This window comes from Parabacteroides johnsonii DSM 18315, assembly GCF_025151045.1.
Lineage (GTDB): Bacteria > Bacteroidota > Bacteroidia > Bacteroidales > Tannerellaceae > Parabacteroides > Parabacteroides johnsonii.
This window is the reverse complement of the sequence record NZ_CP102285.1, coordinates 4,069,160-4,083,461: the sequence shown is the minus strand read 5'-3', so window position 1 is coordinate 4,083,461 and position 14,302 is coordinate 4,069,160. Positions and strand designations below refer to the sequence as shown.

10 protein-coding genes are annotated in these 14,302 nt (G+C 45.2%); 7 read left to right on the top strand and 3 right to left on the bottom strand.

The annotated features are described in order from the left end of the window. Positions 1–2: 2 nt before the first annotated feature. A complete protein-coding gene (locus tag NQ564_RS16695) occupies positions 3–3,161 on the bottom strand; it encodes a SusC/RagA family TonB-linked outer membrane protein (RefSeq protein WP_039848009.1) in 3,159 nt (1,052 codons plus the stop codon). Between the two features lie 197 nt (positions 3,162–3,358). Between NQ564_RS16695 and NQ564_RS16690 the strand changes: the two genes are divergently transcribed. Further along, positions 3,359–4,279 carry an AraC family transcriptional regulator gene (locus NQ564_RS16690; protein WP_008147089.1) on the top strand — a complete coding sequence of 307 codons (921 nt, stop codon included), beginning with the start codon at positions 3,359–3,361 and terminating at the stop codon, positions 4,277–4,279. 13 nt (positions 4,280–4,292) lie between these two features. On the opposite strand, the gene NQ564_RS16685 is transcribed toward NQ564_RS16690, so the two are convergent. Then, positions 4,293–5,903 carry a dipeptidase gene (locus tag NQ564_RS16685; RefSeq protein WP_008147087.1) on the bottom strand — a complete coding sequence of 537 codons (1,611 nt, stop codon included), beginning with the start codon at positions 5,901–5,903 and terminating at the stop codon, positions 4,293–4,295. 205 nt (positions 5,904–6,108) lie between these two features. Continuing rightward, positions 6,109–7,905 (bottom strand): translational GTPase TypA, encoded by a 1,797-nt coding sequence (typA, locus tag NQ564_RS16680; RefSeq protein ID WP_008147086.1) that lies wholly within the window; start codon positions 7,903–7,905, stop codon positions 6,109–6,111. A gap of 171 nt (positions 7,906–8,076) precedes the next feature. Between typA and rpsO the strand changes: the two genes are divergently transcribed. The 6 genes from rpsO to NQ564_RS16650 all read left to right on the top strand — a co-directional run bounded on the left by rpsO (position 8,077) and on the right by NQ564_RS16650 (position 14,261). Next, positions 8,077–8,346, top strand: coding sequence for a 30S ribosomal protein S15 (gene rpsO / locus NQ564_RS16675; RefSeq protein WP_005635554.1), 270 nt, complete (start codon positions 8,077–8,079; stop codon positions 8,344–8,346). A gap of 158 nt (positions 8,347–8,504) precedes the next feature. Beyond that, positions 8,505–9,089 (top strand): helix-turn-helix domain-containing protein, encoded by a 585-nt coding sequence (locus NQ564_RS16670; RefSeq protein ID WP_008155791.1) that lies wholly within the window; start codon positions 8,505–8,507, stop codon positions 9,087–9,089. A gap of 12 nt (positions 9,090–9,101) precedes the next feature. Then, a complete protein-coding gene (locus tag NQ564_RS16665) occupies positions 9,102–10,757 on the top strand; it encodes an AMP-binding protein (RefSeq protein WP_008147079.1) in 1,656 nt (551 codons plus the stop codon). Between the two features lie 245 nt (positions 10,758–11,002). Next, positions 11,003–12,421: an adenosylhomocysteinase gene (gene ahcY, locus NQ564_RS16660; protein WP_008147078.1), complete on the top strand. Its 1,419-nt coding sequence runs from the start codon at positions 11,003–11,005 to the stop codon at positions 12,419–12,421. A 65-nt stretch (positions 12,422–12,486) separates the two neighbouring features. After that, the gene (locus NQ564_RS16655) at positions 12,487–13,260 is read left to right on the top strand and encodes a class I SAM-dependent methyltransferase (RefSeq protein ID WP_008147077.1); all 774 of its coding nucleotides are present in this window, start codon (positions 12,487–12,489) and stop codon (positions 13,258–13,260) included. A gap of 2 nt (positions 13,261–13,262) precedes the next feature. Continuing rightward, positions 13,263–14,261 (top strand): glycosyltransferase, encoded by a 999-nt coding sequence (locus NQ564_RS16650; protein WP_008147076.1) that lies wholly within the window; start codon positions 13,263–13,265, stop codon positions 14,259–14,261. Positions 14,262–14,302 lie beyond the last annotated feature (41 nt).

The following is a 14,302-nucleotide window of genomic DNA, read 5'->3' as shown; positions in this document are numbered from 1 at the left end:
TTTTAGAATGTTATATTAGCACCAATTGTAATTGTCCGATAAGCAGGCTTACTTCCATAGCGAGAACTACCAGGCCCTGCAGCAATCGTACCACCTGTTTCAGGATCCAGACCAGACCAGCCAGTAATAGTGAACAAGTCCGTACCACTCAGATAAAGACGTAAATTCTGAATATTAGCTTTTTTTACCCACGGCTGGTCAAATGTATAAGAGAGACTTAAATCTTTCAGTTTCAAATACTGGCGTTGCGACCAGAAATAATAGGAATAGGTGTTTACATACCCTAGGCGCGGATGGTCGTTTGTCGGATTATTTTCACTCCATGGAGCTACTTTCAACTGAGCACCTGATGTCGTTGCCGTATTATGGTAATTACCGAACGGGTCACTACCGATAAAATGAGAACTATTACCAGCATCCCAACGGAAGTTGAAATACAGAGAAAAATTCTTCCAACTTAACGTATTGCTCAAATTGATCGTGAACAACGGATCCATATCGCCAATACAATGACGGTCATCCGTACTGATCTTACCATCGCCATTATAATCCAGGAATTTGATATCACCAGGTACAGCATCAGGTTGAATCTTATTACCATTTGCATCTACATAGTTATCAATCTCAGCCTGAGACTGGAAGATACCTAACATTTTCAAGTCCCATGCTGCATTGATCGACTCGCCTATAACCAATGCACGAGCAGTCTCATAGCCATTTGTTGTCGCATTACCCGTATCGTTTGCTTCCTTGCCATTAGCATCCTTACCAAAAAGGTGAACAATCTTGTTTTTGTTACGATAAAAAGTCAATCCACTTTCCCAACGGAAATTATCTTTACCGTCCCCATTTATATTGATTGTATTCAAAGCCAATTCGACACCACGGTTCATCACTTCCCCCGCATTAAACTTTGCTTCCGAAAAACCGGTCATATAAGGTAATGAACGGTTCAGCAGCATATCGTTTGTCTTTGATTTATAAACATCAATAGAACCGGAAATACGTCCGTCCAAGAATCCGAAATCAAGACCGAAATTACCCGTTTTAGTTGTCGCCCAAGTCAATTCCTCATTTGCCAACGAATTCTGATAGATATACAAAGAAGATGCATCATACCAAGTATAACCGGAAGCGACTGTAGCCAATGTAGCATAGGCTTCGATACTCTGATTACCGGTCAAACCATAGGATCCTCTCAGCTTCAAGAAACTCAATCCCGGAATTACATTCTGCATAAAATCTTCCTGGGACAATGTCCAAGCTGCAGACACACCTGGGAAGTTAGCCCATTTACTACCTTTTGCAAATCCAGAGAAACCATCACGACGGAAGTTCGCCGTCAGATAATACTTATTTGCATAGTTATAATTGACACGAGCCATATAACCGACATTCTGCCATTCCTTCAATGTCTTGTTAATCTGCTGAGTCGTTGCCAAATTTTGTCCGTACGAGCCTAATACAGTCGGCAGTTTGAAACCACTATAAGCAGTCTTCAACTGATTCTGATGAGTGGCGTCACGCGTATAACCGAGCATCGCATCCAAATGGTTCTTTCCGAAATCTTTCGTATAAGTAAACACATTATCCATGGTCCACGCATACGTCTGGTTAATCTCCGATTTACCATTTGCCTCCGCCGTATATTTATACGGATCAGCCAGTTCCTCTACTTTTCTTGTATCCAAAAAATATTGAGGGTTTACAAACATATCAATATTGCTCGTATTCTTTACAGCATTCATGGTAAACTTATAGCTCAGACCTTTTACAAACGGGAAATCGATCTGTACAAATCCTGTTCCATTCAGGTTATCATATTTCTTATCGCGATCTGTCCACAAATAGGAAGTAGTTTCGGAAGAACTCCAGAACGGACTGGCAACATTACCATTTGCATATCTTTCATACCAATCAGTATAACCATCATAACGTACATACTTATGGCTATAAGGCGACAACCATGTTGCAGACTGAATGTTTGCGATCTGACCAGGATTAGAGGCATTATAATAAGAAGCACGCATACCAACCGTCAACCACTCAGTAACTTTTGCATCCATTTTAGCCATGAAAGTCAACTTTTTATAATCATCACCTACAATCAGACCATCCTGTTTCATATAACCGGCTGACAGATAATAATTCACTTTATCCGAAGCATTTCCCGAAATACTCAGATTATAATTCTGAATCTGCGCATTTTGAGAGACCTCATCAATCCAATCAACCCAACCACCAGCGTTGTAGACTTCCAGTTCTTCTGCATTCAATAACTGTGCGGCGTCTAAACCTACGCTCGGATCAATCGAACCGGCAGCAATCATCGCTTCACGACGACGATTCAAAAATTCATTTTGGTCCGTTACCATCTGCGGTTTTCTCGTCCAACTCTGAATTCCGTAATAAGCATCCAGATTAACCGTCGGCTTGGAAGAACGACCACGTTTTGTTGTAATAATAATTACACCATTTGCAGAACGTGAACCGTAGATAGCAGCAGAACTGGCATCTTTCAGGACATCAATGGATTCAACATCCGTCATGGCAATTTCGTTGATACTACCATTAAAGATAGAACCATCGACAACCAATAACGGTTTGTTCAAGCTTGCTTCCGAAGGACCTGTAATAATAGAATTCATACCACGAATCGTCATTGAAGCCGTATTATCACCACCGGCATCTGTCGTCGGAGAATAATTAAAGCCCGGAATCTTGCTTGACAATGCAACCAAAGCATTTACGTTTGCCAACTGCGTCAACGGGGAATCATCCAATTTAACGCTGGAAATAGAGCCTGCCAAATCTTTTTTACGGGATGTGCCATAACCAACCACCACAACCTCATCCAATGCCATATTATCTTCCTGTAATTTCACAGTTAGATTTTTAGCATTCCCTACTTTTATTTCTTGTGTCTGGAAACCGACATAAGAAAATACCAATACGGCATTACTGCCACCCGGAACATCTGGAATCGTAAACTTTCCATCACCATCGGTCAATGTACCGATAGTCGTTCCCTTTACCATCACATTTACGCCTGGAAGCTCAAGCCCTCCTGCATCAACCACTTTTCCTGAAATAGAAATCTGGGCAAATGCTTGCAATCCCACACATAGGAAACATAGCAAAAATAGAATTCGATTTCTCATAATCTCCAAACTTATTAGGTTAAACGATATTTATTTTCACAAATGTCTGCCTTTATTATCTTTATAATCATGAAAAAATGATATTTTTCCCTTGCTTTTTGACAGATGTAATAAATTTAATACCTTTGTAAACAGAGATAAATGTAATCTTCCAAGAGAGAAACATTTTATTCTGAAATACTCAAAATAAACACCAAATGGATTTTGATCGCAGTAAACATAATGTCATAAAGTACTTACCGACAAATAATGATGAGAACATCTGGGGAATGTCTATTAGCGGCATAGGCTTTCAGTCTATTGATCCAAAAGGCAGTTATCCCCTTAAAGGTCACCCTATCGGATATACATTTAATCCCGACCGAGGCAGAATCATTGATGAGTTCGCACTTGTATATATTGTAAAAGGAGAGGGAACTTTTACTTCCATCAACTGCCTTGAAAAGAAAATATCAAAAGGAGACGCTTTCTTTATTTTCCCCGGACAATGGCATAGCTATCAACCTATTGCCAACATAGGTTGGGATGAATATTACGTAACCTTCCAAGGTGATTATTTTGAAAAATTATTAAATGGAATTATTAATCGTGCAAATCCTATATTTCATATCGGCATGAACGACCAAATTGTCAAGCATTTCGGGGAAATGCTTGACTGTGCCAGGGCACAGAAGTCAGGATTCCAGGCTGTTTTAGCAGGAATTACGATGCATACGATCGGCTTGATCTATTCGATCAACAAAAATCAGGATTACGGACCGGTCTCCATGCAGAAGATACAGGAGGCATGCGTACTGATGCGAGAAAACATCTACGACAAGTTCACACCGGAAGACATTGCCGAATCCATCAACATGAGCTATTCCAATTTTAGGAAATCATTCAAGCAATACACCGGGATCGCTCCCCACCAATACATGCTGCAACTGAAACTAAGCAAGATCAAAGATTTGCTGAGCAGTACGGAGATGTCAATCCAAGACATCGCAATGAAGCTCAATTTCGAATCGGCCGACTATTTTTCTTACTTTTTCAGGAGTAAAACCGGCATAAACCCACTCTCCTACCGGAAAGAAATCGAAAAGCAGCGGGAAAAAGCCAAGAAAAACTCGCACTAAAAAGAGATCTCGATCAGAACCCCCGTCCGAACTTATGCCAAAGCTGTCCCTCCATTTCCTCCCAACAACGCAAAGTCGAATAGATAAAATCGAAGGAATAACGGGTAAGATAAGCTTGGGCTTCGTCCTTCTTGCCTTCCCGCATAAGCGCCGACACCTTGTTTTCTATCAGAGGCATTTCGTCTGCCGCCTTCTGCTCGAAAGAGAGGACGGCAGGTTCAATCAGTTTGCGGCCATGTCCCCAACTCACCTGGGCCAGACGGTTCGTACGCCGGTAAGTCCAAAGGGCAGCATCAGGACGGTAACGCTTATGTCCACAAACCTTAAAACTTTCGGGGACATCTGTCATCCCGGCAAATAAGGGTACCCTGGGACTTTCGCCCGGATTATCTTCCGACCACCAGCAAACACCGCCCACCTCGTCCGGTAACCAGTCACGGCATTGTATCACAAATGAATAAGCGCACCAAACAACCGATATCGTCCGCTGTTTTTCTATCTTCTTTTCACCACGTTGCGCGTTCAGGAATTCAAACATATCGTTCGTCATCCAATTTTGAGCCAACGGGCTTTTATATGTCGTATCACGCTCGGTTCCGTCTTTATCCTTAATCTTCTTCGTTACCATTATATCTTTCGTCATGTCCCATTCCGTACCCTCATATGTTTCACGCAGCAAACGGTTCATATCCGCCAACGAAACTTTCTGTTCAGGCTTGACAGACAAAGGTAGCTCCTCCATATCCATCGTCAGGTTCAAAGAAGGAGCCAACGTTTTCAAAACAAAAAGGTCCCGGACAGTAAAAGGCTTCTTCCCCGTTTCATGGATTACTTTCCAGAACTTGAAAGGTTCTTTTCCGTCCCAATACCCTAACTTCCGTGCTTTCTCCTTCAGTCCTTCACTATACATATAATTATCCTTGTCCCCGAAATCAACATCGGAAATACGAGGTGTATTAGCCGAAACCGTCACATGGTCGTCCGGTATGCGTCGGGCGACCCACAAAGCCCCCATATCTTCCGGACCCGCACCTGTAATCTCGAAAAACCAAAGTTCCCTCTTGTCGGCAACCGTCAGACATTCCCCGCCATCACGATAACCATATTGTTCTGCCAAGCGTCCCATCAGCAAAACCGCCTCGCGTGCCGTACTGCAACGTTGCAAAGCAATCCCCTGTAAATCTTCGATATGGAACAAGCCTTTCGGACTGCGCAGTTCCTTACGGCCAACGATAGTCGTTTCTCCCATCGCCAGCTGTTTCTCGTTCATACAAGGATAACCGGTATTCAAGTAAGCGAATGTATAAGGTACCTGTGGGATAGAACCTTTCAGTTTCACTCCCAACCGATCGTTTTTGCTTTCCGTATGACGGAGATCCCAATAAAGATCGAGTTTTGCAGTATCCGCCCACTTTTGGGCAGGCACGACCTCCATCCAAGTACGCGAAGTCCCGTCACATGTCTGCGAGGTCATGACTGAACCATCAGTCGTCGCCAATTTGCCGACAGCAATACTCGTACAACTTTCGTTCGGATCTGTTAATTCTACTACGCGCTTCTGGGCAGAGAGAGACGCCACGGTACAACAAAGACATACGAACGCTGTATATACTTTTTTCTTCATTTTCCTTTAAAGTTTTTTACTTAATAGGGCAAAAATAATCAGTATACGCAAATGCCTCCCCTTACTTTTTGATATTATTCATTATTAATTTGACAATCGATAACCATACCACGTTTGAATACAAATAGGAATTAAAGCAAAAAACGCCGATAACGCAAATCCAGCTATGATTTGCATTATCGGCGCGATTATGTCGTGATGATCCTTATCTTCCCTGACGTTTACGTTCAAGTTCGTCAAGGATGATCTTACGCATACGCATACTATTCGGGGTGATTTCTACATATTCATCGCCTTTGATATATTCCAAAGCATCTTCCAAGCTGAACACCGTAGGAGGAGCCAAAGATACTTTATCGTCCGAACCGGAAGCACGCATATTGGTCAGTTTCTTCGACTTCGTCACGTTAACCACCAAGTCATTGTCTTTCGTGTGTTCACCAACCACCTGACCGGCATATACTTCTTCCTGAGGGGAAATAAAGAAACGTCCGCGGGATTGCAAGTTGTTCAAGGCATACGCATAGGCAGTACCCGTTTCCATCGCGATGATAGAACCGTTCGTACGGCGTTCGATCTCACCTTTCCACGGTTGATATTCGAGAAAACGGTGTGCCATAATCGCTTCACCGGCCGATGCAGTCAGAACAGCATTGTTCAAACCGATAATACCACGGGAAGGGATCGTGAACTCCAGATGCATACGGTCGTTCTTGCTTTCCATCATCGTCATTTCACCCTTGCGTTTGGTTACCATGTCGATGATACGGCTGGAACATTCTTCCGGCAGATTGACTGTCAACTGTTCAACCGGTTCACACTTCTGGCCATCGATTTCCTTGATAATAACCTGCGGCTGGCCAACCTGCAACTCGTAACCTTCACGACGCATGGTCTCGATCAGGACAGACAAGTGAAGGACACCACGTCCGTACACCAACCAGGAATCGGCAGAATCTGTCGGCACCACTCGTAAGGCAAGATTCTTGTCCAACTCTTTCATCAAACGTTCATAGATATGGCGGGATGTCACAAACTTGCCATCTTTCCCGAAGAACGGAGAATTGTTGATCGTAAACAACATAGACATCGTCGGTTCGTCGATAGCGATCGTCGGCAGCGGTTCCGGATCATTGGCATCAGCAATCGTCTCACCGATTTCGAAACCTTCCACACCGATAATCGCACAGATATCGCCTGACTGGACAGCGTCTACTTTCGTACGCCCCAGCCCTTCGAAAACGTCGATTTCCTTGATCTTCGATTTCACCATCGAACCGTCACGCTTGCAAAGCATGATGTCCTGTCCTTCGCGCAGTTCGCCACGATGCACGCGCCCCACAGCGATACGGCCTACATACTTGGAATAGTCCAACGAAGTGATCAACATCTGGGAAGAGCCTTCCAATACCTCGGGTTCCGGAATATACTGGATGATAGCGTCCAGCAAAGCGGTAATATCTTCCTTCGGCTCTTTCCAGTCTTCCGACATCCAACCCTGCTTGGCAGAGCCGTAGATCGTCGGAAAGTCGAGCTGTTCTTCCGTTGCATCAAGACTGAACATCAGGTCGAACACCATTTCCTGCACCTCTTCCGGACGACAATTCGGCTTGTCTACCTTATTAATGACCACAATCGGTTTCAAGCCTAACTGGATAGCCTTCTGAAGCACGAAACGAGTCTGAGGCATCGGTCCTTCGAAAGCATCGACCAGCAACAAGCAACCGTCAGCCATGTTCAATACGCGTTCCACTTCACCTCCGAAGTCGGCGTGTCCCGGAGTATCGATAATGTTGATTTTATAACCTTTATAATTAATAGATACATTTTTGGCAAGGATCGTAATCCCTCGTTCGCGTTCCAGGTCATTATTGTCCAGGAACTGATCCGGCTCTGCCTGTCCTTCACGGAAAAGCTTACCGGCTAATAACATCTTATCCACGAGCGTTGTCTTACCGTGGTCTACGTGCGCGATAATCGCGATGTTTCTAATCTTTTGCATTGAAAACTAATTTATTGGCCGCAAAAATACAATAAATTTGCGAGAAGTATATGACATTGACACTTCAAAATAAAAAAAGATACATAAAAAGATTTGTCAATCAAAAATGAATCCCTACCTTTGTCCCCGCTTAGATAACATAGTATTAATTTATTAAAGTACACAAGAATCATGTTTTTAGATTCAGCAAAGAAAAAAGAGATTTTCGAAAAGTATGGTAAATCTGCAACGAACACAGGTTCTGCAGAAAGCCAGATCGCACTGTTCACAGTTCGTATCGCACATTTGACTGAACACTTGAAGGCTAATCACAAAGACCATAGCTCTGAAAGAGCTCTGAAGATGCTGGTTGGTAAACGTCGTCGTTTACTGGATTATCTGATCAAGGTAGATATCGAAAGATATCGTGCTATCATCAAAGAACTTGGCATCAGAAAGTAAGAAACAATTTCTTCGCAGGAAGTTACAAAAGGATGGTCTCCACGGGGATCATCCTTTTTTCTTTTACCTAACACCTTTGTTTAATGAAAATTTAATGTAATTTTGCGCCATTCTGTTACAAATTAAAAGATTCAACAAACAATAAACATATAATGCTCATGGGAAATAACAAAATCATAGGAGCTAAAATCAAAAGCATCCGTGAATCCAAGCAACTTTCTACCCAGGAAGTATCTGAACGCTCAGGTCTGAGTATCGAACAAATAGAACGTATCGAGGGCAATATAGACTTTCCGTCTCTCGCCCCACTTATTAAGATAGCCCGCGTATTAGGCGTACGCCTGGGCACATTCCTGGACGACCAGTCCGAACTGGGCCCCGTCATTTGCCGCAAGAAAGATAGCAACGACACGAACAGCATCGGTTTCAGCAACAACGACAGCAAGGCACGCAAGCACATGGAATACCATTCGCTGTCACAAGACAAGTCGGGCCGCCATATGGAACCGTTCCTGATCGATGTCGCTCCGAGTGAAGACGGAGTGGATTTCGTACTCTCCACACACGAAGGGGAAGAATTCATCTATGTACTGGAAGGCGTCCTCGAAATCAACTATGGCAAGAATACCTATATCCTGGAGGAAGGAGACAGCATCTACTACGATTCCATCGTCGCCCACCATGTACATGCCGCCGCCGACAATACGGCGAAAATCCTCGGAGTCATCTATACCCCCTATTAATCTGCTGCCTCTATGGAAATACAATTACAAGACAGGACACTCGGCCAGTGGATGGAGCATTGGGCCGAAACGACACCCGATAAAGAATATCTGGTATATTCCGACCGCGACCTCCGTTTCACCTGGAAGGAATTCAACGAACGTGTAGACCGGATGGCAAAAGGAATGCTTTCGATCGGGATCAAACATGGCACGCATGTCGGTATCTGGGCAACCAATGTCCCGGACTGGCTTACATTCCTGTATGCCGCCGCCAAGATCGGAGCAGTGGCCGTTACCGTCAATACCAACTATAAGCAGAGCGAACTGGAATTCCTGGTCGAGAATGCGGATATCCATACGATGTGCATCACCGACGGGGTGTTTGATGGCAGTTATGTCGACATGATGTACACCATGCTGCCCGAACTGAAAGAATCGCAACGAGGCTACCTGAAAAGCAAACGTTTCCCGGTACTGAAGAATGTAGTTTACATCGGACAGGAGAAATACAGAGGGATGTACAACACTCCCGAGCTGTTGCTTTTAGGTGAAAACGTCAGTGACGAAACGTTAGTGGAAGCCAAAAAGCTGGTGACCCCGCACGATGTCGTGAATATGCAATATACATCCGGCACAACCGGCTTCCCCAAAGGGGTTATGCTGACGCATTATAACATTGCCAACAATGGGCTGTTGACAGGAGAACACATGAAATTCACGGCAGACGACAAACTATGCTGCTGCGTCCCTCTGTTCCACTGTTTCGGTGTCGTGCTCGCCTCCATGAACGTCTTGACACATGGATGCACACAGGTCATGGTCGAAAAATTCGATCCGCTGGTCGTACTCGCCTCCATCCACAAAGAACGGTGCACGGCCCTTTATGGCGTTCCGACCATGTTCATAGCCGAACTCAATCATCCGATGTTCAGCATGTTCGACCTGACCTCCCTCCGCACCGGCATCATGGCAGGCTCCCTTTGCCCCGTAGAGTTGATGAAACAGGTGGAAGAAAAAATGTTCATGCGTGTGACCAGTGTATACGGGTTGACGGAAGCATCGCCCGGTATGACGCACTCGCGCATCGACGATCCGGCGGAAGTACGCTACAATACGGTAGGCCGTGATTACGAATTTACCGAAGTTCGCGTGATCGACCCGGAAACGGGTGAAGAATGTCCGGTAGGCGTACAAGGTGAAATGTGCAACCGGGGGTACAATACCATGAAAGGCTATTACAACAACCCTGCCGCGACAGCCGAAGTCATCGATAAAGACGGCTTCCTGCACAGTGGCGACCTGGGCGTGAAAGACGAACATGGCAACTACCGCATCACCGGACGCATCAAAGATATGATTATCAGGGGAGGAGAAAACATCTACCCTCGTGAACTGGAAGAATTCCTTTATCACCTGAAAGGCGTGAAAGATGTACAGGTCGCTGCTGTTCCATCCAAGAAATACGGTGAGGAAGTGGGAGCTTTTATCATCCTGCACGAAGGTGTCACCATGACGGAAGATATCGTCAAGGATTTCTGCCGCGGAAAGATCGCCCGGCATAAGATTCCGAAGTATATATTCTTCGTCGACACTTTCCCCATGACCGGTAGCGGAAAAATCCAGAAGTTCAAACTGAAGGACTTGGGCTTGAAGTTATTAGCCGACCAGGGAATCACGCCTGCATAAGCATCCGGCTCCGATTAGACGGGCGTCTAATCTGTTTTCGACAATGTCGTGTATATGTTCTACAACGTCAAACATATACACGACATTGTCGAATATATACACGACGTTGTCGAAAACAGATTACACTTACACAAAAATCCAAACACACTACAAGGAAGACCACACTTCCTCCCATCTCCTTCCGAAAAAGACTAAAATAAAAAAAATATTACTACCTTTGCTCCATAATCATTTAGTATCAATTTATGTCACAATTATTTCCAACTAATCTGCCTTATAAAGTGGCAGATATGAGTTTGGCTGAATTCGGTCGTAAAGAAATCGAGATCGCCGAACACGAAATGCCGGGACTTATGGCACTTCGCAAGAAGTATGCCGATCAAAAACCTCTGAAAGGAGCTCGTATCACCGGCTCACTGCACATGACGATTCAGACCGCAGTGTTAATCGAAACATTAGTTGCGTTGGGAGCAGATGTCCGCTGGGCAAGCTGCAACATCTTCTCTACACAGGACCACGCCGCCGCAGCCATCGCTGCCGATGGTGTTCCCGTTTTCGCCTGGAAGGGTGAAACACTGGAAGAATACTGGTGGTGCACCGACATGGCGCTCCGTTTCCCCGACGGCAAAGGTCCGCACATGATTGTGGATGATGGTGGCGACGCATCCCTGCTGGTTCATATGGGTTACCGTGCAGAGAACGATGCCGAAACGATCAACCGCAAAGGTGGCAATCACGAAGAACAGGTTATCCTGGATACCTTAAACCGTATCTTGGCTGAAGACAATACCCGCTGGCACCGCACGATCGCCGAAATGAAAGGTGTTTCCGAAGAAACGACTACCGGCGTGCACCGCCTGTACCAGATGATGGAAAAAGGCGAACTGCTGGTTCCGGCTATCAATGTCAACGACTCCGTTACGAAATCGAAATTCGACAACCTGTACGGTTGCCGTGAATCACTGGCCGACGGTATCAAGCGCGCTACCGACGTGATGATCGCCGGTAAAGTCGTGGTGGTTGCCGGATATGGCGACGTAGGAAAAGGCTGTGCCCACTCCATGCGCTCTTACGGAGCCCGTGTCCTGATTACGGAGATCGACCCGATCTGCGCTTTACAGGCTGCAATGGAAGGCTTCGAAGTGACGACGATGGAAGAAGCCGTCAAGGAAGGTAACGTCTTCGTTACGACCACCGGTAACTGCGACATCATCACCATCGAACACATGGCCCAAATGAAAGACCAAGCCATCGTTTGCAACATCGGCCATTTCGACAATGAAATCCAGGTCGATAAGCTGGTGAACTATCCGAACATCAAGCACACCAACATCAAACCGCAGGTCGACAAGTACACATTCCCGACCGGCAATTCCATCTTCCTGCTGGCAGAAGGCCGCTTGGTGAACTTGGGTTGCGCGACCGGCCATCCTTCTTTCGTAATGAGCAACTCCTTCACCAACCAGGTATTAGCCCAGATGGATTTGTGGACAATGCCTTACGAAGTAGGTGTCTACCGCTTACCGAAACGCCTGGACGAAGAAGTTGCCCGCCTCCACCTGGAGCGCATCGGCGTCAAACTGTCCAAGTTGACACAGAAGCAAGCCGATTATATCGGAGTGCCGGTCGAAGGACCTTATAAGGCCGAACATTACAGATATTAATATATCTGAGGGTGTGCCCAAAAGCATGAAAACTTTCGGCACACCCTCATTTTTATTTTGTAGATATGCAAAAAAGACACGCTGACAGACAACTATATTTCAACGAACAAAGTATTACAACACAAAAATATGTAATACCTTTCATTGAAAAGCATAAACCGATAACGGCTGATTCCCATATTCTTGAAATCGGTTGCGGAGAAGGAGGAAACATAAAACCTTTTCTGGACCTCGGCTGCCAAGTAACAGGTATAGACATCAACGGAGGCCAGATTGAGATCGCAAAAGAAATCTACAGCGCACACACCAACAACAAAAACCTGACACTGATCTGCGAAGATATCTACAAAGTAACCGAACTGCACAACAAGTTCGACATTATCATCATCCGGGATGTGATAGAACACATCCCAAACCAAGAATTATTCTTGCCTTTTATAAAGAGATTCTTAAATCCCCACGGCGTTATTTTCGTGGCTTTCCCTCCCTGGCAGAATCCGTTCGGAGGTCACCAGCAGATTTGCAATAACAAGTTCCTAAGCCATTTACCCTGGTTCCACCTGCTACCTCGCCCCGTATATAAAAAAGTACTGGAATGGGGGAGTGTCAATCCCGGAGGACTTTTGGAAATCAAAGATACCGGCATTTCACTGGAACGTTTTCTCTCGATTGTGCACAAAGAGAAATACCGGATAGCCGAAGAAGTCCTCTATTTCATCAACCCGAATTACGAAACGAAATTCAATCTCCATCCTCGAAGACTATGGAGATTCCTGAATATCCCCTATATCCGTAATTTCTATACAACCTGCGGATATTACATTTTAAAAAACTCATAAATATGGCAACACCCCATTTATCTCTTATCATCCCTGTCTACAACCGTCCCAACGAGGTAGAAGAGTTGTTGGACAGCCTTACGCGGCAGAGTGAAACAAACTTCGAAGTCGTCATCGTCGAAGATGGTTCGAAGGAAACTTGCCAGCATGTGGCCGAGGCTTTCAAGGATAGGTTGGATGTTTCCTATTGTTATATTCCGAATGGTGGTCCGGGCAATGCCCGCAACTATGGGGCGAAGCAGAGTAAGGGAGATTACCTAATCGTTCTCGATTCGGATTGCATTCTGCCTCCCGACTACATCAAATCGGTAAACAAGGAACTGGAGGAAACTGGGGCGGACGCTTTCGGGGGGCCGGACAAGGCCTCTGACAGCTTTACGGATGTACAGAAAGCCATCAACTACTCTATGACCTCTTTCTTTACGACAGGTGGCATTCGTGGAGGGAAAAAGAAGATGGATAAGTTCTACCCTCGTAGTTTCAACATGGGGATTCGGAAAAGTACATACGAGGCATTGGAGGGCTTTTCAGCCATGCGCTTCGGCGAAGATATTGATCTCAGTATCCGCCTGTTCAAGAACGGCTACAAAGTATGCCTGTTTCCCTCGGCTTGGGTATATCACAAGCGACGCACGGACTGGCGCAAGTTTTTCCGCCAGGTTTATAATTCCGGAATCGCCCGTATCAATTTGTACAAGAAATATCCGGACTCGCTTAAACTGGTACATCTATTACCGGCAGTCTTTACTTTAGGAGTATTTTTCTTCCTGGTCGGAAGCCTCTTCTGCACTTGGAGTTTATTGCCGCTCGGACTTTTCAGCTTGCTGATCTTTGTGGATTCTTCGATTCAGAATAAAAGCCTCAAAATCGGATTCTTATCGATTATTGCCTCCTTTATCCAGTTAATAGGATATGGATGCGGATTCTTAGATGCCGCCTGGAACAGGCTGGTTCTGAAGAAAAAGGAGTTTTCGGCATTCCAAAAGACGTTCTACAAATAAAAGACACCAAAGGTCGTTATCATGACGACCGTCTTCATTTC

Coding starts and splice junctions, on each gene's coding strand:
- NQ564_RS16650 (WP_008147076.1), top strand. CDS start 13,263: ATGGCAACACCCCATTTATCTCTTATCATCCCTGTCTACAACCGTCCC.
- typA (WP_008147086.1), bottom strand. CDS start 7,905: ATGCAAAAGATTAGAAACATCGCGATTATCGCGCACGTAGACCACGGT.
- rpsO (WP_005635554.1), top strand. CDS start 8,077: ATGTTTTTAGATTCAGCAAAGAAAAAAGAGATTTTCGAAAAGTATGGT.
- NQ564_RS16665 (WP_008147079.1), top strand. CDS start 9,102: ATGGAAATACAATTACAAGACAGGACACTCGGCCAGTGGATGGAGCAT.
- NQ564_RS16655 (WP_008147077.1), top strand. CDS start 12,487: ATGCAAAAAAGACACGCTGACAGACAACTATATTTCAACGAACAAAGT.
- NQ564_RS16670 (WP_008155791.1), top strand. CDS start 8,505: ATGGGAAATAACAAAATCATAGGAGCTAAAATCAAAAGCATCCGTGAA.
- NQ564_RS16690 (WP_008147089.1), top strand. CDS start 3,359: ATGGATTTTGATCGCAGTAAACATAATGTCATAAAGTACTTACCGACA.
- NQ564_RS16695 (WP_039848009.1), bottom strand. CDS start 3,161: ATGAGAAATCGAATTCTATTTTTGCTATGTTTCCTATGTGTGGGATTG.
- NQ564_RS16685 (WP_008147087.1), bottom strand. CDS start 5,903: ATGAAGAAAAAAGTATATACAGCGTTCGTATGTCTTTGTTGTACCGTG.
- ahcY (WP_008147078.1), top strand. CDS start 11,003: ATGTCACAATTATTTCCAACTAATCTGCCTTATAAAGTGGCAGATATG.